The organism is endosymbiont of unidentified scaly snail isolate Monju, from assembly GCF_000801295.1.
Classification (GTDB): Bacteria; Pseudomonadota; Gammaproteobacteria; order Chromatiales; family Chromatiaceae; genus MONJU.
Map to the genome: position 1 here is coordinate 2,421,371 of NZ_AP012978.1, position 21,658 is coordinate 2,443,028.

General features: G+C 66.7%; 21 protein-coding genes and 2 pseudogenes. 16 read left to right on the forward strand and 7 right to left on the reverse strand.

The window, feature by feature from the left end:
• Window positions 1–23 precede the first annotated feature (23 nt).
• The 6 genes and pseudogenes from EBS_RS14105 to mgtE form a co-directional block, all read left to right on the forward strand.
• Window positions 24–706 (forward strand): annotated as a pseudogene (locus EBS_RS14105) (HPr(Ser) kinase/phosphatase); the annotation flags it as partial.
• 231 nt (window positions 707–937) lie between these two features.
• A complete protein-coding gene (gene rapZ / locus EBS_RS11710; RefSeq protein WP_043108850.1) occupies window positions 938–1,810 on the forward strand; it encodes an RNase adapter RapZ in 873 nt (290 codons plus the stop codon).
• Entirely contained in the window at window positions 1,807–2,199 is a 393-nt protein-coding gene (locus EBS_RS11715; RefSeq protein WP_043108852.1) for a PTS sugar transporter subunit IIA, read from the forward strand. Before rapZ ends, EBS_RS11715 begins: the two co-directional genes overlap by 4 nt.
• Window position 2,200: 1 nt before the next feature.
• Entirely contained in the window at window positions 2,201–2,470 is a 270-nt protein-coding gene (locus EBS_RS11720) for an HPr family phosphocarrier protein (RefSeq protein WP_043108853.1), read from the forward strand.
• Entirely contained in the window at window positions 2,467–4,191 is a 1,725-nt protein-coding gene (gene ptsP / locus EBS_RS11725; RefSeq protein ID WP_043108854.1) for a phosphoenolpyruvate--protein phosphotransferase, read from the forward strand. Before EBS_RS11720 ends, ptsP begins: the two co-directional genes overlap by 4 nt.
• A 117-nt stretch (window positions 4,192–4,308) precedes the next feature.
• Window positions 4,309–5,667: a magnesium transporter gene (gene mgtE / locus EBS_RS11730; RefSeq protein ID WP_043108856.1), complete on the forward strand. Its 1,359-nt coding sequence runs from the start codon at window positions 4,309–4,311 to the stop codon at window positions 5,665–5,667.
• Window positions 5,668–5,733: 66 nt separating this feature from the next.
• Here mgtE and EBS_RS11735 read toward each other — a convergent pair whose 3' ends face one another.
• The 7 genes and pseudogenes from EBS_RS11735 to EBS_RS14675 form a co-directional block, all read right to left on the reverse strand.
• The gene (locus tag EBS_RS11735; RefSeq protein WP_052199561.1) at window positions 5,734–6,315 is read right to left on the reverse strand and encodes a NapC/NirT family cytochrome c; all 582 of its coding nucleotides are present in this window, start codon (window positions 6,313–6,315) and stop codon (window positions 5,734–5,736) included.
• 25 nt (window positions 6,316–6,340) lie between these two features.
• Window positions 6,341–6,799 carry a nitrate reductase cytochrome c-type subunit gene (locus EBS_RS11740; protein ID WP_043108858.1) on the reverse strand — a complete coding sequence of 153 codons (459 nt, stop codon included), beginning with the start codon at window positions 6,797–6,799 and terminating at the stop codon, window positions 6,341–6,343.
• A complete protein-coding gene (gene napH, locus EBS_RS11745) occupies window positions 6,796–7,701 on the reverse strand; it encodes a quinol dehydrogenase ferredoxin subunit NapH (protein WP_052199562.1) in 906 nt (301 codons plus the stop codon). The genes EBS_RS11740 and napH overlap by 4 nt, the downstream gene beginning before the upstream one ends.
• Complete coding sequence (locus tag EBS_RS11750; protein WP_081999958.1) at window positions 7,701–8,372, reverse strand: 4Fe-4S dicluster domain-containing protein; 672 nt, start codon at window positions 8,370–8,372, stop codon at window positions 7,701–7,703. The genes napH and EBS_RS11750 overlap by 1 nt, the downstream gene beginning before the upstream one ends.
• A gap of 26 nt (window positions 8,373–8,398) precedes the next feature.
• A pseudogene (gene napA / locus EBS_RS14405) lies at window positions 8,399–10,947 on the reverse strand (nitrate reductase catalytic subunit NapA).
• Window positions 10,944–11,222 (reverse strand): chaperone NapD, encoded by a 279-nt coding sequence (locus tag EBS_RS11760; RefSeq protein ID WP_043108859.1) that lies wholly within the window; start codon window positions 11,220–11,222, stop codon window positions 10,944–10,946. The pseudogene napA and the gene EBS_RS11760 overlap by 4 nt, the downstream one beginning before the upstream one ends.
• Window positions 11,219–11,386: a 4Fe-4S dicluster domain-containing protein gene (locus tag EBS_RS14675; RefSeq protein ID WP_231892813.1), complete on the reverse strand. Its 168-nt coding sequence runs from the start codon at window positions 11,384–11,386 to the stop codon at window positions 11,219–11,221. Before EBS_RS14675 ends, EBS_RS11760 begins: the two co-directional genes overlap by 4 nt.
• Before the next feature lie 506 nt (window positions 11,387–11,892).
• Between EBS_RS14675 and leuS the strand changes: the two genes are divergently transcribed.
• The 10 genes from leuS to rsfS all read left to right on the forward strand — a co-directional run bounded on the left by leuS (window position 11,893) and on the right by rsfS (window position 21,643).
• Entirely contained in the window at window positions 11,893–14,442 is a 2,550-nt protein-coding gene (gene leuS / locus EBS_RS11770; RefSeq protein WP_043108860.1) for a leucine--tRNA ligase, read from the forward strand.
• 9 nt (window positions 14,443–14,451) lie between these two features.
• A complete protein-coding gene (locus EBS_RS11775) occupies window positions 14,452–14,943 on the forward strand; it encodes an LPS-assembly lipoprotein LptE (RefSeq protein ID WP_043108861.1) in 492 nt (163 codons plus the stop codon).
• Window positions 14,944–14,949: 6 nt separating this feature from the next.
• Window positions 14,950–15,954: a DNA polymerase III subunit delta gene (gene holA / locus EBS_RS11780; protein ID WP_043108863.1), complete on the forward strand. Its 1,005-nt coding sequence runs from the start codon at window positions 14,950–14,952 to the stop codon at window positions 15,952–15,954.
• Entirely contained in the window at window positions 15,947–16,477 is a 531-nt protein-coding gene (locus EBS_RS11785; RefSeq protein WP_052199563.1) for a DUF1353 domain-containing protein, read from the forward strand. The genes holA and EBS_RS11785 overlap by 8 nt, the downstream gene beginning before the upstream one ends.
• A gap of 86 nt (window positions 16,478–16,563) precedes the next feature.
• On the forward strand, window positions 16,564–17,340 hold the full coding sequence (locus EBS_RS13185) for a hypothetical protein (protein WP_052199564.1): 777 nt from the start codon (window positions 16,564–16,566) through the stop codon (window positions 17,338–17,340).
• A gap of 276 nt (window positions 17,341–17,616) precedes the next feature.
• Entirely contained in the window at window positions 17,617–18,735 is a 1,119-nt protein-coding gene (locus EBS_RS11795; protein WP_148307755.1) for a M48 family metallopeptidase, read from the forward strand.
• Window positions 18,732–19,286: a hypothetical protein gene (locus EBS_RS11800; RefSeq protein WP_043108865.1), complete on the forward strand. Its 555-nt coding sequence runs from the start codon at window positions 18,732–18,734 to the stop codon at window positions 19,284–19,286. Before EBS_RS11795 ends, EBS_RS11800 begins: the two co-directional genes overlap by 4 nt.
• A gap of 43 nt (window positions 19,287–19,329) precedes the next feature.
• Window positions 19,330–20,610, forward strand: coding sequence for a glutamate-5-semialdehyde dehydrogenase (locus EBS_RS11805; RefSeq protein ID WP_043108866.1), 1,281 nt, complete (start codon window positions 19,330–19,332; stop codon window positions 20,608–20,610).
• Between the two features lie 10 nt (window positions 20,611–20,620).
• A complete protein-coding gene (gene nadD / locus EBS_RS11810; RefSeq protein WP_043108867.1) occupies window positions 20,621–21,250 on the forward strand; it encodes a nicotinate-nucleotide adenylyltransferase in 630 nt (209 codons plus the stop codon).
• 33 nt (window positions 21,251–21,283) lie between these two features.
• Window positions 21,284–21,643 (forward strand): ribosome silencing factor, encoded by a 360-nt coding sequence (gene rsfS, locus EBS_RS11815; RefSeq protein WP_043108868.1) that lies wholly within the window; start codon window positions 21,284–21,286, stop codon window positions 21,641–21,643.
• The last annotated feature ends 15 nt before the right edge of the window (window positions 21,644–21,658 follow it).

A 21,658-nucleotide genomic window follows, 5' to 3' on the forward strand; every position in this document is an offset into this window, starting at 1 on the left:
GCGACAAGCTGCGGCTGCAACTGATCGCAGGAGAACCCGGACTCGACCGCGCCCTGCTGGACGATACCCTGGACCCCGCCAGCTACCTGGTGGCCGGGCCGCTGAGCGACATCCACCCCAACCGTATACAGGTCATCGGTCACGCCGAGCAACGATATCTCGAAGCCCTGGGAGACGACCGCGAGCCGATGCTCGAGCGCCTGTTCCACAGTCCCACCCGGGTGGTGGTGCTGGTCGACGGGCTATCGGCGGACCCAATCCTGCTCGCACATGCCGAACAGGCCGGGGTGGTGGTGCTGGCCAGCCCGCTGTCGATACGCACCGTGCTCGACCATCTCCAGTATTTCGCCACCCTGCGCCTGTCGGACAAGACCACCCTGCACGGCGTGTTCATGGAAGTACTGGGCATGGGCGTGCTGATCACCGGCGACCCGGCGGTGGGCAAGAGCGAACTGGCACTGGAACTGGTCAGCCGCGGCAACCGCCTGGTCGCCGATGACGCCCCGGAGTTCACCCGCATCGCGCCAGACATCATCAGTGGCAGCTGCCCCCCCTGCTGCGCGATTTCCTCGAAGTTCGCGGCCTGGGCGTGCTCAACATCCGCGCCATGTTCGGCGACAACGCCATCAAGCACGACAAGTACCTGCGCCTGATCGTGCACCTGCAACCCATGACCGATCAGGAACTGGCCACCATGGAGCGGCTGGCTGCCCGCCAGGAGATCCGCGAGGTGCTCGGCGTACCCATCCCGCAGGTCACCATCCCGGACGCAACCTGGCCATCCTGGTGGAGGCTGCGGTGCGCGCTCACCTGCTGGCCCTGCAAGGCTACGATGCCACCGAGGAATTCATCGAGCGCCAGCAGCAGGCCCTGACCAACGCCGACTGATCGCGCCTGCCGGATGTTTCACCGGCACCGAACCCCTATAATCTCCACCATGAGCGCCAGCACCCCCAAGCTGATCGTTGTCTCGGGCCTGTCGGGCTCGGGCAAGAACATCGCGCTCAACGTACTGGAAGATGCCGGCTACAACTGCATCGACAACCTGCCGCTGCACCTGTTCGAGACCCTGGCGCACGACATGGTGCGCCAGGAAGGCCGGCTTCCGCCGCTCACCGCGGTGGGGATCGACGCACGCAGCCCGTGCCGGCAACTGATGGCCCTGCCGCGGCTGCTCGCCGACCTGCGCGAGAACGGCATCGTCTGCGAGCTCGTGTTTCTCGAGGCCGACAACGAGATCCTCATCCAACGCTTCAGCGAGACCCGTCGCCGCCACCCACTGAGCAACGAATACGACGACCTGGAAGGCGCCATCGAAAAGGAGCGGCAACTGCTCGCTCCATTGCGCGAGGCCGCCGATCTGAGGGTCGACACCAGCCGCACCACCCTGCACCAGCTGCGCGACATCATCCGTGCGCGGGTCGCCAAACGCCCGGCCGGCGCACTGTCGATCCTGCTCAAGTCCTTCGGCTTCAAACACGGTCTGCCACGCAATGCCAATTTCGTGTTCGACGTACGCTGCCTGCCCAATCCCCACTGGCATCCGGAGCTGCGTCCGCTCACCGGTCGTGATCCGGCGGTAGCCACCTTTCTCGAGGAGAGCCCCGAGGTCGATCGCATGTTCTACGACATCAACGACTTCATCCAGCGCTGGATCCCCAGCTTCGAGGCCGAAGGCCGTGCCTACCTGACCATCGCCATCGGCTGCACCGGCGGCCAGCACCGTTCGGTGTACTTGGTCGAACGGCTCTGTCGCAGCCTGGAAAAGCTGGGCCGCCACGTACAGTGCCGGCATCGGGAACTGGCATGAGCACCGGCATCCTCCTCATCACCCACCCCGGGATCGGCAACGCCATGCTTTCCAGCGCACGCCGCATCCTGCCCGACTGCCCATTGCGCATCCGCTGTCTCGAGGTGCCCAACGATGCGGCCCCCGAACGCCTGCAACGCGAGGCCGCCGATCTGCTCGCCCGCCTCGACCAGGGCGAGGGCGTGCTGATCCTCACCGACATCTTCGGCGCCACTCCCAACAATATCGCGCGCCGCCTGGCCGAGCCCGGTCGGGTGAGCGTGCTCGCCGGCCTCAGCCTGCCCATGCTGGTACGCCTGTTCAACTACCCCAACGAAGACCTCAACGGCCTGTGCGAAGCCGCCATCCAGGGCGCGATGCGCGGTATCGGCCAATACAATGGAGCCTGACATGCTGGAGAAGGAAGTGACCATCCCCAACAAGCTTGGCCTGCACGCGCGTGCCGCGGCCAAGCTGGTCAACGTGGCCAGTGCGCACGCCGCCGAAGTGACGCTGCTCAAGGACGGACAGGAGGTCAACGGCAAGAGCATCATGGGCGTGATGATGCTGGCCGCCAGCCAGGGTACCACCATCCACCTGCGTACCAGCGGCCCGGACGAGCAGGCGGCCATGGACGCCCTGCTGGCCCTGATCGCCGATCGCTTCGGGGAGGCCGAGTGATCGTCGGCTGCGTCGGCATCGGCGTCGGCGCCGGCGCACGCATCGCCATCGGCGAGGCCTTCGTCCTGTGTCGCGGACCGATCTGCGTCTCCCCGGCCTGGGTCCGCCCGCACCAGGTCGAAGACGAGGTCCGGCGCTTCGAGGCAGCTGTCGGGATTGCCTCGCAGCAGCTCCAGGCGATCCGCGACGAGATCCCCCCGGATACCCCGGGTGAGATCAGCGAATTCATCGACAGCCACCTGCTGATGATCGAGGACCGTGCCCTGAGCTCCGGCGTGGCCAGCCTGATCCGCCAGCGCCTGGCCAGCGCCGAATGGGCCCTGCAACAACACTGTGACGCCCTGGTCGAGGTGTTCGAGCAGATGCAGGACGCCTATCTGCGCACCCGGCGCGACGACCTGATCCACGTGGTGCAACGCATCCTGAAGGTGTTGACGGCGCGCCACGACAGCGAGCCCGACGACCTGCAGGGACAGATCGTGCTCGCCGAGGACCTGTCGCCGGCCGACGTCATCCTGCTGCACAACCGGCAGGTGGCGGGCTTCGTCACCGAGCACGGCGGCCCCATGTCACATACCGCCATCCTCGCGCGCAGTCTGGGCATCCCCGCAGTGATCGGCGCGCACGGCGCCGGCGCCTGCCTGAAACATGGCGAACTGCTGGTACTGGACACCGACAACGGCTGCGTGCTGCCCAACTGCGACCCGGCCCTGATCAGCCATTTCCAGGACCGGCGCGAATACGATTTCCAGCGCACCGCCCTGCTGCGCCAGGAGAGCCACCGCCCCGCCACGACCCGCGACGGCCTGCACGTGCGCTTGCTGGCCAACATCGAACTGGCCGGCGACGTTGCCGAAGCGGTGCGCAACGGCGCCGACGGCATCGGCCTGTACCGCACCGAATTCCTGTTCATGAACCGCAACGACCTGCCCGACGAGGAAGAACACTTCGCTGCCTACCGCGAGGTGATCGAGGGCATGCCCGAACGCGCGATCGTGATCCGCACCCTGGACCTTGGCGCCGACAAGCCGCTCGCCGGCACCCGCGACGGCGAAAGCGGCAGCAACCCCGCGCTGGGCCTGCGCGCCATCCGCCTGTGCCTCAAGGAACCGGAACTGTTCAAGCCCCAGCTGCGCGCCATCCTGCGTGCCTCGGCGCTCGGCGATGTGAGCATCATGCTGCCCATGCTCACCAACCTGTGGGAAGTGGAGCAGACCCACAAACTGATCCGCCACTGCATGCACGAGCTCGATATCGAGGGCACACCCTACAACCGAAACATCCCCGTCGGCGGCATGATCGAGGTCCCCGCCGCCGCACTGGCCACCCCGCTGTTCGCCCGCGCGCTCGACTTCCTTTCCATCGGCACCAACGACCTGATCCAGTACACCCTGGCCATCGACCGCGTGGACAACGAGGTCAACTACCTCTACGACCCCCTGCACCCGGCCATACTGCAACTGATCGCGCGCGTCATCGAGGCCGGCAGGCAGGCCGGTATCCCGGTGAGCATGTGCGGCGAGATGGCGGGTGACCCACGCTTCATCCCCCTGCTCATCGGCATGGGCCTGCACGAACTGAGCATGCAGCCGGCCGCCCTGCTCGATGCCCGGCAACTGATCCGCGAACTCGATGCCGGGGAACTGGTCGAACGCACCCGCGACTTCTTCGAACACATCGACACCGCCGACCCCCTCAGCCTGCTCAGTCACTGGCAATGAGGCCAAACGTTCGCGGCGGGGACGCCGCTCCCACATGTCCTCGGGCCGAGCCGTCGCGGCTGGGCGGTCGTCTGGCTTCCCTGCTAGAATGATGTGTTTCCCCGGAGTCTGCACACCATGAGCGCCGCCATCGACAATTCGGAAGATCTGCGCATGGCGCGCCTGCAGGAGATCCTCGAGTCCGGGGCCATGCGCTCGGCACAGCGCCTGCTCAAGACGCTCACCCCTGCCGAGATCGCGCATCTGCTCGAATCCCTGCCGCAGGCCAAGCGCGACATCCTCTGGAGCTTGATCGACCCGACCATCGAGGGCGAGGTGCTGGTCAGCCTCAGCGACGAGGTGAAGGCCGAGCTGGTCAAGGACATGGACGCCGCGAGTTGGCTGGCGGCGACCGAGAACCTCGACCTCGACGACCTCACCGACCTGGTCCAGGACATGCCGGAAACGGTGGTGGACGAGGTGATGAGCGCACTCGACGATCAGCACCGCCACCGCCTGGAAGCCATGCTCTCCTACCCGGAGGACACCGCTGGCGGCCTGATGAACACCGACACGGTGACCGTCCGTCCGGAGGTCACCCTGGACGTGGTGCTGCGTTACCTGCGCCGCCTGGGCGAGGACATGCCATCGGACACCGATGCCCTGTTCGTGGTCAACCGCGACGACGAGTACCTGGGCGTGCTGCCGCTGTGGAAGCTGGTCTCAGGCAACCCCGAGGACACCGTGGCCGAGGTCATGACCCTGGCACTCAGCCCCCTGCCGGTGGACATGCCTGCCTCCGAGGTGGCGCGCTACTTCGAGACCCACGACATCTCCTCGGCACCGGTGGTGGACGACCGCGGGCGCCTGCTCGGCCGGATCACGGTCGACGACGTGGTGGACGTGATCCGCGAAGAGGGCGAGCACCAGTTCATGGGCCAGGCCGGCCTGTCCGAGGAAGAAGACATGTTCGCCCCGGTGCTGGCCAGCACCCGGCGCCGCGCGGTCTGGCTGGGGGTCAACCTGCTCACTGCCTTCCTCGCGTCCTGGGTGATCGGCCTGTTCGAGGAGACCCTGTCGAAATACGTCGCGCTGGCCGTGCTGATGCCGATCGTCGCCAGCATGGGAGGCATCGCCGGCAGCCAGACCCTCACACTGGCCATCCGCGGTATCGCACTCGGCCAGCTCACGGGCAAGAACGCCCGTCATCTGCTGCTCAAGGAGCTGGCCGTGGGCATCCTCAACGGCATCATCTGGGCGATAGTGGTCGGTATCATCGCCGGCGTCTGGTTCGACAACCCCCGCCTGGCGGTGCTCATCGCCATGGCCATCGTCATCAACCTGCTGTTCGCCGCCTTCTCCGGCGCGGTGCTGCCGCTCGCGCTCAAGCGCTTCGGCATCGACCCGGCGCTCGCCGGCTCGGTCCTGCTGACCACCGTCACCGACGTGGTGGGCTTCTTTGCCTTCCTGGGCCTCGCCAGCCTGTTCCTGGTGTAAACCCAAGGGAGAAACACCCTGACAGGGCCGGGAGACCCTGTCAGGGTGCCGCGGGCGACAGCGACATCATTCCTCTGTCTTGTCCTCGGGATGCACCGCCAGCACCGCGCTGGGGTCGTCCTCGGACATGTCGGGCAACTGGTGGGCGATGCCCTTGTGGCAATCGATGCAGGTCTTGCCCGCGTCCAGACCTTCCTGGTGCTCGCGCCGCGCACGCCGTCCCTGGGCCATGTAGTCCATCGAACCGTACTCGTGGCAATTGCGGCACTCGCGCGAGTCGGTCTCCTTCATGGTCTTCCAGACATGGCGGGCCAGTTCCAGGCGCTTGGCCTCGAACTTCTCGCGCGTGTCGATCGAGCCCATCACCTTGTGATACAGCTCGTTGGAGGCCTGGATCTTGCGCTTGATCTTGTAGATCCATTCCTTGGGCACATGGCAGTCGGGACAGGTGGCACGCACGCCGGTGCGGTTGAGGTCATGGATGCGCCCCTTGTACTCGGCATACACGTTGTCACGCATCTCGTGGCAGGAGATGCAGAACTGCTCGTTGTTGGTCAGCTCCATGGCCCAGTTGAATCCCCCCCAGAAGATCACCCCCAGGACCATTCCGACCAGCAGGGTGCCGATGGCTATGTTGCGTTTGGCCATGTTCAGGCTCCTTCGTGTCTCGTGTTTACCAGCTGCTCACGCTCTCGACCGGCTTGAATGTGTTGTCCACCAGCGGCAGGGCGTTGGTCTGCGGCACGTGGCACTGCAGGCAGAAGTAGCGGCGCGCCGAGACATTGGCCAGCACCACGCCATCACGGCTCTGGAAGTGCGTCTGGCTGATCTTGGTCGCATGGTGCCGGCGGTAGTTCTTCCAGCTGTGGCAACTCAGGCACTTGTTGTGCTTGATCGTCACCTCGTAGCCGTCGATCTTGTGGGGGATCAGCGGCGGCTGCAGCACGTAGTTGCGCGGCAGCGGCTGGCCGTCCTTGTTGTAGCGCTTGACCTCCGGTACCTCGGTGGTCTCGTCGATGGCGTTTTCGCCGCGCAGGGACTGGATCTCGACCGCCAGCACGGACTGCCCCAGCAGCAGGGCGCACAGGCCGAAGGCGGCGAGAAGGGGCTTCTTCGCAGTTTGGTTCTTCATGGCGAAACCTCACTCTGATGGGTCGATCCGGCGGTCGCCGGTCGAACGTGATTGTCGAAACGTTGGGTGAATCGGAACACGTCCCTGGCGCAGACATCGATGCAGCGCCCGCAGTTGGTGCACAGGCCGGAGTCGATCACCGGACCGTGCCCCTTCGCCTCGCCCTTGAGGGCGGGGGCTATGACCTGCTTCTCGGGGCAGACGGCGAAGCAGTCCATGCAGTCGTCGCAGGCGGCGCGATTGACCGCCGAGACCCGCAGCAGAGACCAGCGCCCGAGCAGTCCGTAGAAGGCGCCTACGGGGCAAAGGTGCCCGCACCAGGCACGCCGCGCGATCAGCAGGTCGAGCAGGAAGATCCCCAGCACCACGGCCCAGGCCAGGCCCATGCCGAAGATCAGCCCCCGGTGCATCATCGACACAGGGTTGATCAGTTCCCAGGTCAGGGCGCCGGTGACCGCGGGCATCAGCAGCACCAGTCCCAGCATCCACCAGCGCAGGCGCCGCGACAGGCTGGCCCCGCCCTTGAGGTTGAGGCGCATGCGCAGCCATTCGGCGGCATCGGTGACCATGTTCACCGGGCACACCCAACTGCAGTACACCCGCCCCCCGACCAGCAGGTAGAAAGCGAGCACGATGAGCGCACCGACGGCGGCGATGGTCTCGGGCAGGTGACCCGACATCAGCACCTGCAGCAGCAGCAGCGGATCGGTCAGCGGCAGCACGTCCAGAGTCAGGCTGGAAGAGAGGTTGCCCTTGACGATCCACCCCCCGAACCAGGGACCGACCAGGAACAGCAGGAGGATGGCCAACTGGGTGAGACGGCGCGCCAGCAGCCAACGGTTGGCCGCCAGCCAGCCCTTTTCGCGCCGCACCGCCAGACCCGGCATCTCGCCCGCTTTCATCACAGGCCTCCCTTGCGGTTGAGGGTGTCGAGGGGATTGTCCGAAAAGGGCGAGTCGGCCGGCTGTTCACGGATCAGGCCCTCGCCCTCGTAGTCGTAGCGCATGCCCTCGGGCAGGTTGTACTGGTGCGGCGCGTCGGGGGTCACCAGGGCGCCGCCGGCCTTTTCCTTCTCCTTCCAGCCGAGGCGGTAGTGGCGCCCCAGCCTGCCCTTGACCAGGCGGATGGGCAGCACCTTGATCGCCGCCTCCTCGAGGATGCAGACCTCCTCGCACTTGCCACAGCCGGTGCAGTCCGAGGAGTGCACCACCGGGATGAAGCGGGCGTGCTTGCCGCTGCGCCGGTTGTGCTGCAGCTCCAGGGTGATGGCCTTGCCACGCACCGGGCAGACGTTGAAACACACCTCGCAGCGGAGACCCTGAAAGGCGATGCAGTCCTCCTGGTCGGTGATCAGGGCCACCCCCATGCGCGCCTGGGTGATGTCGGCGAGCGAATGGTCCAGGGCGCCCGTGGGACAGGCCGCGACGCAGGGGATGTCCTCGCACATCTCGCAGGGCACCTTGCGCGCCTCGAACCAGGGCGTGCCCAGAGCCACGCCGGCGGCGCTGCGCAGCCCCTCGGTCAGGAGGCGCCGCCGCACCGGATCGAACCCCTTGTCACGCCTGCCGCTCATCATGCCCTCGTGCGCTCGGCGGCCGCTCAGGCCTTGACCACCTTGACCGCGTTCTTCTTGAAGTCGGTCTCCTTCGACAGCGGGTCGGTGGCGTCCAGGGTGAGCTTGTTGACCAGGCGGCTGGCATCGAACCAGGGGATGAATACCAGCCCGCGCGGCGGCCGGTTGCGCCCCCGGGTCTCCACCCGCAGGGTGATCTCGCCGGTGCGGCTGATCACCCGCACCGGCATGCCACGGCGCAGGCCACGCGCCTTGGCATCATCCGGGTTCATGAACACCAGCGCGTCGGGCATGGCGCGGTACAGCTCGGGCACCCGCCGGGTCATGGAACCCGAGTGCCAGTGCTCCAGCACCCGCCCGGTGGCCAGCCACAGGTCGTACTCGTCGTCCGGCGACTCGTGCGGCGGCTCGTAGGGCGCGGCGATGATGTTCGCCCGGCCATCGGGCTTGCCGTAGAAGTAGATCTCCTGTCCTTCCTTGACGAAGGGATCGTAGCCCTCGCGGTAGCGCCACAGGGTCTCCTTGCCGTTCACCACCGGCCAGCGCAGGCCACGCGCCTTGTGATAGGCATCGAACTCGGCCAGGTTGTGGCCCTTCTTCGGCCCCTCGACCCCGAAGCGACGGTACTCTTCGAACAGCCCCTTCTGCAGGTAGAAGCCGAAGTGCTCGGACTCGTCGTTGTCGTAGACGTTGCCACGGTCGTCCTTCACGGTGCCCGGCGTATAGGGGAACTGGTCCACGAAGCCGTTGCGATAGAGCACCTCGTAGAGGGTCCTGCCGCGATATTCCGGTTTCCTGGCAAGCAGTTCCTCGGGCCAGACGTCCTCGACCTTGAAGTACTTGGAGAACTCCACCAGCTGCCAGAGGTCGGAACGCGCTTCGCCCGGCGCCTTGACCTGCTGGCGCCAGAACTGGGTACGCCGCTCGGCGTTGCCGTAGGCGCCCTCCTTCTCGGTCCACATGGCCGTCGGCAGGATCAGGTCGGCGGCCATCGCCGAGACCGTGGGATAGGGATCGGAGACCACCACGAAGTTCTCGGGATTGCGCCAGCCGGGATAGACCTCGTTGTTGATGTTCGGCCCGGCCTGCATGTTGTTGTTGCACATCACCCAGTAGCAGTTGAGCTTCCCGTCCTTGAGCATGCGGCTCTACAGTACCGCGTGATATCCGGGCTTGCCGGGGATGGTGCCCTCGGGCAGTTTCCAGACCTTCTCGGCGAAATCGCGGTGCGCCTTCTTCTTGACCACCAGGTCGGCCGGCAGGCGATGGGCGAAGGTGCCCACCTCACGCGCGGTGCCACAGGCCGAGGGCTGGCCGGTGAGCGAGAAGGGACCGCAACCCGGCTTGGAGATCTTGCCGCTTAGCAGGTGCACGTTGTAGCACAGGCCGTTCACCCACACGCCCCGGGTGTGCTGGTTGAAGCCCATGGTCCAGAAGGACACGACCTTCTTGTCCGGGTCGGCATACAACTTCGCCAGTCGCTCCAGTTTCTCGGCGGGCACGCCGGAGAGTTCGGAGACGTACTCCAGGGTGTAGGGCTCGAGCAGCTTCTTGTATTCCTCGAAGCTGATCTTGCTCAGCTTGCCCTTGGCGCGGTTCTTCGCCTTCTTCTCGCGCGGATCGTCGGGACGCAGGCCATAGCCGATGTCGGTCGGGGTCTTGGTGAAGTTGACGTGCTTGTTGACGAAGTCCCAGTTCACCGCGTCGTTCTGCACGATGTAATTGGCGATGTAGTTGAGGATCGCCAGATCGGTCTGCGGCTTGAAGACCATGCCGTTGTCGGCCAGCTCGAAGCTGCGGTGGGTGTAGGTGGAGAGCACGTGCACCTCGCAACCGGGCTTGGTGAGCCGGGTGTCGGTCAGGCGCGACCAGAGGATGGGGTGCATCTCGGCCATGTTCGAGCCCCAGAGCACGAAGGCGTCGGCATGCTCCAGGTCGTCGTAGCAGCCCATGGGCTCGTCGGCACCAAAGGCGCGGATGAAGGCCCCCACCGCCGAGGCCATGCAATGCCGGGCGTTGGGGCGATGTTGTTGGAACGGAAGCCTGCCTTGTACAGCTTGGAGGCGGCATAGCCCTCCCAGACGGTCCACTGGCCGGAGCCGAACATGCCCACGCTGGAGGTAATCTTCTCCGGCGGCAGGCCCTTGTTGCGCTCCATGTCGCGCTTGATCGCGGCCTTCCATTTTTCGGCCATGATGGAGAAGGCCTCGTCCCAGGAGATCGGCTCGAACTCGCCATCCTTGTCGTACTCCCCGTTCTTCTTGCGCAGCAACGGCGTGGTCAGGCGGTCCTTGCCGTACATGATCTTGGACAGGAAATAGCCCTTGATGCAGTTGAGCCCCTTGTTCACCGGGGCATCGGGGTCGCCCTGGGTGGCCACCACCCGGCCGTTGCGGGTGCCCACCAGCACCGAGCAGCCGGTGCCGCAGAAGCGGCAGGCCGCCTTGTCCCAGCGGATGGTTGCCTTGTCGTAGCCGCCATGGGCAGCGAGCGCCTGGCGGGCCCCGGGAACGGCGACCCCGGCCGCGGCGGCGATGGCGTTGTTCTTGATGAATTCACGACGAGTCTGTTTCATTGGGCCAACTCCTGTTGGGGTTCATAGGCTTCGGATTCGGTGTCGATCTCGTGGTAGACCAGCGAGGTGGAGACGACCCCATCGACCAGCGCCAGCTGCGTGATGGTGTCGGCGCACTCGCGTCCGAACGGCCCCTCGACAGTCACCACCAGCTTGCCGCCCTCGCCACGGGCGTGCACCTCCACGCCGGGAAGCGCCTCCAGGTCCTGCTCCACCCGGGGCAGACACTCGGGACGCGCCATCACCAGCACACCGCAGACGTTGTATTCACTCATGCCGCCTCCTCCATCATCAGCACATCCACAGGACAGGCCGCGACGCAGGCGCCGCAGCCCGTACAGGCATCGATGTCGATTCGCAGAATGGCGCGACCGCCGAGCTGAGGCTGGAAGCGGATTGCCGCGGCCTCGCAGACATCCTCGCAGGCACGACAGACCACTCCACGCGCCGCCAGACAGCCATCGGCCAGCCGCGGCCGCAGTGTCCAGAGGGAGCAGTCGCAAAGGGAACATCGAAGGCCTCGCGCTCGCAGACCTCCACGCAGGCTGTGCAGAAGTGGCAACCCGCGCGCGTGAAGTCGATGCGGGGGAAACCGCCGTCACCACGCACCAGCACCCCGGTCTCGCAGGCATGGAGCAGGCATCGCAACGATCACAACGCTCGGTGAAATCGACCGCCGACCAGGGAGGGAAGGGCAGCGCGGCTTCCCTTCCACGCAACAGCCCTCTTCGTTCAGGATCGGCCCCGCTCATGGCGCCACCTCTATCAACGTATCGTTGAATACTGAAACTAGTGCAAAAGCGCCTGGCCGCACTTGACATCTGTCAAGTGGACGCAACAAAGCCGAGCGGAACATTGATCCAAATAAACAAGCCGGCACCTGCCATGCGAAATGCCGTTTTGCGGTATCCTTACGGCCAATTTCGTCATCCCGAACTCCGACCCATGCAAGCCTCGTATCAACCGCAGGAAATCGAACGCGACGCCCAGGAATACTGGGCACGCCACCAGACCTTCAAGGCCGTCGAGGACCCGAACCGCGAGAAGTTCTACTGCCTCTCGATGTTCCCCTACCCCTCGGGACGGCTGCACATGGGGCATGTGCGCAACTACACCATCGGCGATGTGATCGCCCGCTATCAGCGCATGCTCGGCAAGAACGTGCTCCAGCCCATGGGCTGGGACGCCTTCGGCCTGCCGGCCGAGAACGCCGCCATAAAAAATGGTGTACCGCCGGCAAAGTGGACCCGCGAGAACATCGCCTACATGAAGGGCCAGCTGCAGCGCCTGGGCTTCGGCTACGACTGGGACCGCGAGCTGGCCACCTGCGACCCCGACTATTACCGGTGGGAACAATGGCTGTTCACCCGCCTGATGGAGAAGGGCCTGGTCTACCGCAAGACCGCCACGGTCAACTGGGACCCGGTGGACCAGACGGTGCTGGCCAACGAGCAGGTGATCGACGGCCGCGGCTGGCGCTCGGGCGCCCTGGTGGAGAAACGCGACATCGAGCAATGGTTCCTGCGCATCACCGACTATGCCCAGGAACTGCTCGACGGGCTGGACGGCCTGAAGGGCGGTTGGCCCGAGGCAGTGATCACCCAGCAACGCAACTGGATCGGCCGTTCCGAGGGCGTGCGCGCGGTGTTCGGCATTGCCGACTCCGACGAGACCCTGGAGATCTTCACTACCCGCCCCGACACCATCATGGGTGTGACCTACATGGCGGTGGCCGCCGAGCACCCGCTGGCGAAGCGGGCGGCCGAGAACGACCCGCAACTGGCCGCCTTCATCGAGGAATGCCGCCGCGGCGGAGTCTCCGAGGCCGAGCTGGAGACCATGGAGAAGAAGGGCCACCCGCTGGGCATCGACGCGGTGCACCCGATCAGCGGTGAGCGCGTTCCGGTGTATGCCGCCAACTTCGTGCTCATGAGCTATGGCACCGGCGCGGTGATGGCCGTGCCCGCGCACGACCAGCGCGACTGGGAGTTCGCGGAGAAATACGGCATCCCCAAGAAACAGGTGATCTTCTGCCCCAACGGACAGGACTGCGGCATCGAGGAGGCCGCCTATGTCGAGAAGGGCGTGCTCGCCGACTCGTCGCCCTTCGACGGACTGACCTCCGAAGCGGCCTTCGACGCGGTCGCCGCCTGGCTGGAACAGCACGGCAAGGGCGGCCGGCAGATCAACTACCGGCTGCGCGACTGGGGCGTGTCGCGCCAGCGCTACTGGGGCTGCCCCATCCCGGTGATCCGCAAGGCCGACGGCTCGGTGGCACCGGCCACCGAGCTGCCGGTACGCCTGCCCGAAGACGTGATCGTGGACGGCTCGGGCTCGCCGCTGAAGAAGATGCCCGAGTTCTACGAACTGCCGGGCGGCGACCGGCGCGAAACCGACACCTTCGACACCTTCGTCGAATCGAGCTGGTACTACGCCCGCTACTGCTGCGCCGACAACGACCAGGCCATGCTCGACGAGCGCGCGAAGTACTGGCTGCCGGTGGACCAGTACATTGGCGGCATCGAGCACGCCATCCTGCACCTGCTCTATGCCCGCTTCTTCAACAAGCTGATGCGCGACGAGGGACTGGTCGACAACGACGAGCCCTTCACCCGTCTGCTCACCCAGGGCATGGTGGTGGCAGAGACCTGGTACCGCGAGAACCCCGACGGCTCAAAGGAATGGTTCAACCCGGCCGACGTCGAGGTCGAGCGCGACGAACGGGGCCGGGTGGTGCGCGCGGTGCTCAAGGCCGACGGCCAGCCGGTCACCCCCGGCGGGGTCGAGAAGATGTCCAAGTCCAAGAACAATGGCGTGGACCCGCAGGCACTGATCGACCGCTACGGCGCCGACACGGTACGTCTCTACACCATGTTCACCGCCCCGCCGGAACAGTCGCTGGAATGGTCCGACGCCGGCGTGGAGGGCGCACACCGCTTCCTCAAGCGACTGTGGAACCTGGCCTCACGCCTGGCCGGCGCTGGCGAGCCCGGCACGCCCGATGACACGGTGCGCGAAGCACGCCTGGAGCTGCACCGGCAACTGCAGAAGGCCCTGTTCGACTACGAGCGTCACCAGTTCAACACCGTGGTCTCGGCCTGCATGAGCATGGTCAACGTGCTCAACAAGCTGGACGACACCCCGGCCGGCAACGCCGTGCTGCGCGAGGGTATCGGCATCGTGCTGCGCCTGCTCGCACCGATCGCACCGCACATCACCCACCACCTGTGGCGCGAACTGGGTTATGGCGAGGACATCCTCGGCGCCGGCTGGCCGCAGGTGGACGAGGAGGCGCTGGCCTGTGACACCATCGAGCTGGTGGTGCAGGTCAACGGCAAGGTGCGCGGCCGCGTGCAGGTACCGGCCGAGGCCGACCGCGAGCGCATCGAGGCAGCGGCGCAGGCCAACGAGAACGTCGCCCGCTTCATCGAAGGCAAGACGGTGCGCAAGGTCATCGTGGTGCCCGGCAAGCTGGTCAACATCGTCGCCAACTAGGGGCCCGCCATGATCCTTCCCGCCTCTCGCCTGTCGCTGCTGCTGGTGCTGGCCCTGCTGTTGACCGCCTGCGGCTTCCAGCCGCGCGGCGCTCGCACCGACCTGGGCCACCTGCCCCAACCGTTGCAGCTCGTCGGGGTGGACCCCTACTCGGATCTGGGACGCAAACTGCGCCGCCAACTGCGCGAGGCCGGCGTGCGCCTGGATGAGCGCGCGGACGGCGCGGGCAGCGTGTTGCGCATCGCCGATGCGCGCAGCGAGCGCCGTCTGCTCAGCCTGGACGCACGCAACCGCGCCGCCGAGTACGAACTGAGCGAGATGCTGCGCTATTCACTGCGCAGTGGCGGCCAGACCACACCCCAACAGACCCTGCGGGTCACCCGCATCCTGCTGCAACCGGGCAACGAGCTGCTGGCGCGCCAGCGTGAGGAACGCCGCCTGCGCGAAGCGATGCGCCGCGAGCTGTTACGGCAACTGATCCGGCAGCTTGCCGCCCGTTGAGACGCCATGCGCCTGCGGCTCGAACAGCTCGAGAGCCACCTGCGCAAGCCCCTGCTGCCGGTCTACCTGGTCACCGGCGACGAACCGCTGCAGAGCGGCGAGGCAGCCGATGCCATCCGCGCCGCCGCACGCGCCGCCGGCTTCGCCCAGCGCGAGGTGATCGAGGCCGGCCCCGGCTTCGACTGGAACGGGCTCACTGCCGAAGCGGCCAGCTTCTCGCTGTTCGCCGAGAAAAAGCTCATCGACCTGCGCCTGCCCTCGGGCAAGCCGGGGCGCGAGGGCGGCAAGGCGCTCGCCGACTACTGCGCCGATCCGCCGCCCGACACCCTGTTGCTGCTCACCCTGCCCAGGCTCGATCGCCAGCAGCAATCCGCCAAGTGGTTCAAGGCGATCGAAAAACTCGGCGCGGTGGTGCAGATCTGGCCGATCGGTCCACGCGAGCTGCCGCGCTGGATCGAACAACGCCTGCGCACTGCCGGCCTGCAGCCGACCCGCGAAGCGGTGCAGCTGCTGGCCGACCGCGTCGAGGGCAACCTGCTCGCCGCCCGCCAGGAGATCGACAAGCTGCTGCTGTTGCACGGCCCGGGACCGCTCGATGCCGAGGCCCTGCTCGGCGCGGTCGCCGACAGCGCCCGCTACGACGTATTCGAACTGGTCGATACCGCGCTGCGCGGCGAAACCGGGCGTGCCCTGCGTATCCTCGAAGGGCTGCGCGGCGAAGGCACTGCCGCTGCCGTGGTGCTGTGGGCCCTGCATCGCGAGATCGCCCAGCTCGCCGGGATCGCCATCGCCGCTGCCCGGGGCGTGAGCATCGACCATGCCCTGACCCGCGCCAAGGTCTGGGACAAGCGCAAGCCACTGCTGCGCCGCGCGGTATCCCGCCTGCGGCCCGCACAATGGCTGGCCCTGCTCAGCGACTGCCAGCAGGCCGATTGCGCGGTCAAGGGCGCCGATCCGCTCGACCCCTGGCTGCAACTGGAACGCATCACCGCACGCATCGCCCATGCCTGAGGCCATGCCGCCACTGGTTCCGGTCAGCCTGCCGGTGGTCCGCCAACCCGGCTTCTGGCGCTGCACCTTCGCCTGGCTCAGCACACGCCGCCGCTGGCGTCTCGAACAGGACTGGACCTATACCCTGCCCGACGGCACGTCCATCGTACTGCCGGCCGGCTTCGTCACCGACGGCGCCTCGGCACCGCGCCTGCTCTGGCCACTGATCCCGCCCTCCGGCCCCCTGCTGGTGCCCAGCCTGGTCCACGACTTCGCCTACCGCCACGGCTACCTGCCCAGCCCGGACGGCAACGGCGGCCTGCGCCGTCTGCACGAAGGCGCGCCGCGCAGGCACTGGGACTGGCTGTTCCACGAGCTGGCACGCATCGAGGCCGGGCACAACCTGTTCACCCTGCTCGCCGGCCCGGTGATGCGCCTGTTCGGCTGGCACGCCTGGCGGCGTCACCGGCACCAGCGTCGCCCGGGGACCTCTGATCAAGCACCTCCCCATGACCAGGGAAGCGAGGAAAACACCGTTTCATAGGGCACCCGGCCCTGGCCGCTGGTGACGCAAGGGAGCGACAGGCGACCGGCTGACACCACGCCGAGGCCTTTGGCAGAATCCATCTCATGCCGATGCCGGAAGGCCTGATCATGATCCGTTTCCTGCTCCCTTTCCTGCTGGTCGCCGCCCTGCTCGGCGGTTGCCAGACCCTGCCCGAACAGCGCGTCAACGAACGCGTGCTCGATCACCCCGAGCTGGTCACTGGCGGCGGCCGGGTCCTGTTGCTGCCAATCGATGTCGAGATCAAGGAGATGAGTGCCTCCGGACTCAGCGAAGTGGTCCCGGCATGGACTGATACCGCGCGCGGCCTGTTGCGGCAGCAACTGCTGGCGCGCGGCGCCACACTGTTGAGGGCACGCGAACTCCAGCCCCTGCCCACTGATCTCGACCCGGAGCTGGCGCAGCAGGTCGAAGAACACAACAAGCTCGCCAAGCTGGTCTGGGCCGACGCCTTCCTGATGAACCGGCTCGGCGGCCCGGCCTGGGCACACAAGGCCCGGCACTTCGACTACAGCCTGGGGCCCGGGCTGGCGCCCCTGGCCGAGCACACCGGTGCCGACCGCGCCCTGCTGGTCCTCGGCGAGGACGTGCACACCACTGCCGGGCGCAAGGCACTGATGATCGGCCTGGCCGCGCTCGGCGTGGCCGTGCCGCTGGGGCATACCTTCGTCTCGGTGGCGCTGGTCGACCTGCACAGCGGCGATCTGCTGTGGATGAACACCTACCTGCGCGGTGACGACACCTCGTTGCTCGAGGCAGAAGACGTTCGCAAGGTGCTCGACACCCTGTTCGCCGGCTATCCCGGCATCGAGGCCTACCGCCAGTTCGCGCGGAGCGAATGATGCCTCGCGCGCCTAGCCCGAATATTTCACCGGTCGAACAACGCTCTAGCCCTAAGAGGCTGAATGATCAAGCAAAAATGGCAAAAAGGGAGGCCAGCCGCCGGTTACAGTTTGTCCCCCGCGTTGTTCTATCCCGATTCCGGCGGTTTCTCGCTCGCTGTGGCTTGGTTTTCACTCAAGCGATAGCGCAGGCTATCGCTTGAGTGAAAACCAAGCCACAGCGGCTGCGAATTCCGCCGGCTCTCGGGATCCCGGTGCAACATTCGGGCTAGCCTGTTGCCGTTGATCGCCCTGCTCGCCGCCTGCAACAGCGGGCCGGTACGCGACCTGCGGGGCGCGGCCGACACCCGCCAGCTCAGCGACGCCCAGCAACGACGCTGGCACGAGGCCGCACAGATCGACCGCTCGCTGCGCAACAAGGGGCTGCTGCTCGAGGATGCCGAGACCCAGGCCTATGTGCAATCGATCATGGACCGCCTGTTCCCCGAGTTTCGCGGCACCCTGCACGTACACATCGCGCGCTCCTCGGCACTCAACGCCTTCGCCCTGCCCAACGGCAGCATCTACATCAATCTGGGCCTGCTGGCACGCATGCGCAACGAGGCACAGCTGGCCATGGTGCTCGGCCACGAGGCCACCCACTTCATCGAGCAGCACAGCCTGCGCCAGCGCGAGAACATCGACACCCTGGCCGTGGCCGGCATTGCCACCACGGTACTCACCGGCATCCCCTTTTCAGGGCAACTGCTGATGCTCGGCGCCATGTCGGGCTATTCGCAGGACCTGGAACGCGCCGCCGATCAGGGCGGCTTCCGGCGTCTGACCGAGGCCGGTTACGACCCGCACCAGGCGCCCGAGGTCTTTCGCCTGATGCGCGAGGAGGTCGATGCCCTGGATATCGACCAACCCTTCCTGTATTCCAGCCACCCGCGCCTGAGCGAGCGCATCGAGACCCTGAACCGACTGGCCGAACCGGTCACCGACGGCGGCGAGATCGGCGAGTCTGCGTTCGCCCGGCACATCGCGCGCCTGCGCGGGCTCCTGCTGGCGCAATACCTCGACGAAGCCGATTACAAGCGCCTGATCCTGATACTGGAAGACCCGCAACGCCGCAGCGACTATCCACCCGAGGCCGATTTCCACCTCGGCGAGGCCTACCGCCTGCGCGGAGAAGACGGCGACGAGAAAAAGGCGCTCGCCGCCTGGCAGCGCTGCCTGGAGAAAGCCCCCGACTTCGCCCCCGTGCATCGTGCGCTGGGCCTGCATGCCATGCGCAACCAACAGCCCGCCGAGGCGATCATCCACCTGCGCCGCTACCTGGCGCTGGCCCCGCAGGCCCGTGATCGCGCCTACATCCGGTCCTATCTCGAACGACTCGAAGGCAAGAAGCCATGAAACGACTCGGCCTCATCACCCTTTTCCTGCTGCTCGCCGGCTGTGCCGGTCAATGGGTCCACATCCGTGACAACGGGCAACGGCAGATCAGCAGCAGCCGCTACGACGTGGCCCTGCCGCTCGACTGGGTCAGGCGCGAGACCCCCGATGGCCTGATCGTCTCGCGTGACGGCCCCGACCTGCAGAAGATCCTGCTGCGCGCGGTACCCCACGACAAGGCCTTCCCCACCATCGAACAGACATCGCGCCCCGACATGCTGCCTTCGGACCTGGGCGCCCGGTTCATCGCCGAGCTGCGTGCCGGCGACAGCGATGGCCTGCCCAGCCTGGAGATCGAAGAAGAAGGCCCGGCCAGCCTGGACGGCCACGAGGCCTTCCGCCTGCGGGCCAACTACCGCAATGCCGACGGCATCCGCTTCCGCCTGCTGGCCTATGGCACGGTCACCGACAAGGGCTATGTCGAGCTGGTCTACGTGGCGCCGGCCATCTACTACTTCGCGCGCAACCTGGACGACTTCGAGGCGGTGCGCGCCAGCCTGAAACTGCATTGAGCGCTATAATGCGTGCTTTCGTGCCGTCTCACGGGAGCCGCAGATGCCACAGACCCAGCCCATCGACGACATCGACGCCTACCTGCGCGATCTGGGCGAGCGTGCCCGCGCCGCCTCGCGCGTGCTCGCCGCGGCCGACACCGGGGCCAAGAACCGCGCGCTCGAGGCCATCGCCGGCGACCTGGACGCCCACCGCGACGCGCTCGCCGAGGCCAACCGGAAAGACCTCGAGGCCGGTCGCGCCAAGGGACTGGACGCCGCCCTGCTCGATCGCCTGGAACTGACAGAAGCCCGTATCGACGCCATGATCGAGGGCCTGCGCCAGATCGCCGCCCTGCCCGACCCGGTCGGCGAGATCTTCGACATGAACTACCGGCCCTCCGGCATCCAGGTCGGACGCATGCGCGTACCGCTGGGCGTGGTCGGCATCATCTACGAGTCGCGCCCCAACGTCACCGCCGATGCCGCCGCCCTGTGCCTCAAGGCCGGCAATGCCACGGTGCTGCGCGGCGGCTCCGAGGCCTTTCATTCCAACCAGGCGATCGCCGCGAGTATCGCCCGCGGCCTGGGCGCGGCCGGCCTGCCGGAAGATGCCGTGCAGGTCATCGCCACCACCGATCGTGCCGCGGTCGGTGCCATGATCACCCTGCCCGAGTACATCGACGTCATCATCCCGCGCGGCGGCAAGGGCCTGATCGAGCGCATCTCGCGCGAGGCCCGGGTGCCGGTGATCAAGCACCTCGACGGCATCTGCCACGTCTACATCGACGACGAGGCCGACCCGCAGAAGGCCTTCGACGTGGCGCTCAACGCCAAGACCCAGCGCTACGGCACCTGCAACACCATGGAAACGCTGCTGGTGAATGCCACCGTGGCAGACGACATCCTGCCCTCGCTGGCCGAGGCCTACCGCGAGAAGGGCGTGGAACTGCGCGGCTGCCCGGCCACCTGCGCCATTCTCGGCGAGGCCTGCGTGCCGGCCACCGATGCCGACTGGGACACCGAGTACCTCGCCCCCATCCTGTCAATCCGCGTGGTCGAAGACCTGGATGCCGCCATCGCGCACATCAACACCCACGGCTCGCAGCACACCGACAGCATCATCACCGAGAACATCACCAAGGCGCGGCGTTTCCTGCGCGAGGTGGACTCCAGCTCGGTCATGATCAACGCCTCGACCCGCTTCGCCGACGGCTTCGAATACGGCCTGGGCGCCGAAATCGGCATCTCCACCGACAAGTTCCACGCCCGCGGCCCGGTCGGGCTGGAAGGGCTCACCTCGGTGAAATGGGTAGTGGTGGGCGACGGCCACATTCGTACCTGAGCATCGCGCCGTGATCGGCATCCTCGGCGGGACCTTCGACCCAGTTCACCACGGACATCTGCGCATCGCGCTGGACGCAGCCGAGGTGCTGGGGCTGCGCGAGGTGCGCCTGCTGCCGCTGGGCCAGGCAGTTCACCGCGAACAACCCCGGGCCACGGCACAGCAACGGCTGGCCATGCTGCGCCTCGCCGTCGAAGGGCACCCGCAGTTCATCGTCGATGACCGCGAAATCGCACGGGGCGGCCCTTCCTACATGGTGGACACCCTCGCCTCGCTGCGCGCAGAACACCCCGACACTCCCCTGTGCCTGCTGCTGGGCGGCGATGCCTTTGCGGGTTTCGCGCGCTGGCGCGACCCGGAGCGCATCCTGCAACTGGCCCACCTGGCAGTCCTCACCCGCCCGGGCGAGCCGTTGAGCGACGACCCCGTACTGGCCGCCCTGACCGCCGATCGCCTGCGCCCCCCGGAGGCGCTGGCGGCATACCCGCATGGCGGGCTGACACGCATCGAGGCCACCCAGCTCGCCATTGCCTCCAGTGACATCCGCGCGCGCATTGCCACCGGTCGCGACCCCTCCTTCCTGCTGCCCGACCCGGTGCTGGGCTACATACGCGAACAGGGCCTCTACCGAGTGGTTTAGAATGTGTGCAGACACAACTCCATCGAGTACGAAATGCAGGTAGAAGCACTGCGCGACCTGGTGGTCGCCACCCTCGAAGACATGAAGGCCCACGACATCGTGGTCATCGACGTGCGCGGACGCACCGTGATCGCCGATTACCTGGTGATCGCCTCGGGCAACTCCGACCGCCACGTCAAGTCCGCCGCCGAAGCCGTCGCCTTCCGTGCCAAGCAGGCCGGCGAGCCACCGCTGGGTGAAGAGGGCGTGCAGGAAGGCGAATGGGCGCTGATCGACCTCAACGGCGTCATCGTGCACGTGATGCAGCCACGGGTGAGGGATTACTACCAGCTCGAAAAGCTCTGGGAGCTCGACCCCGGCGCAGCAGAAAAACTGATGCGCGAACACGAATAGAGGAACCCCCCGCGC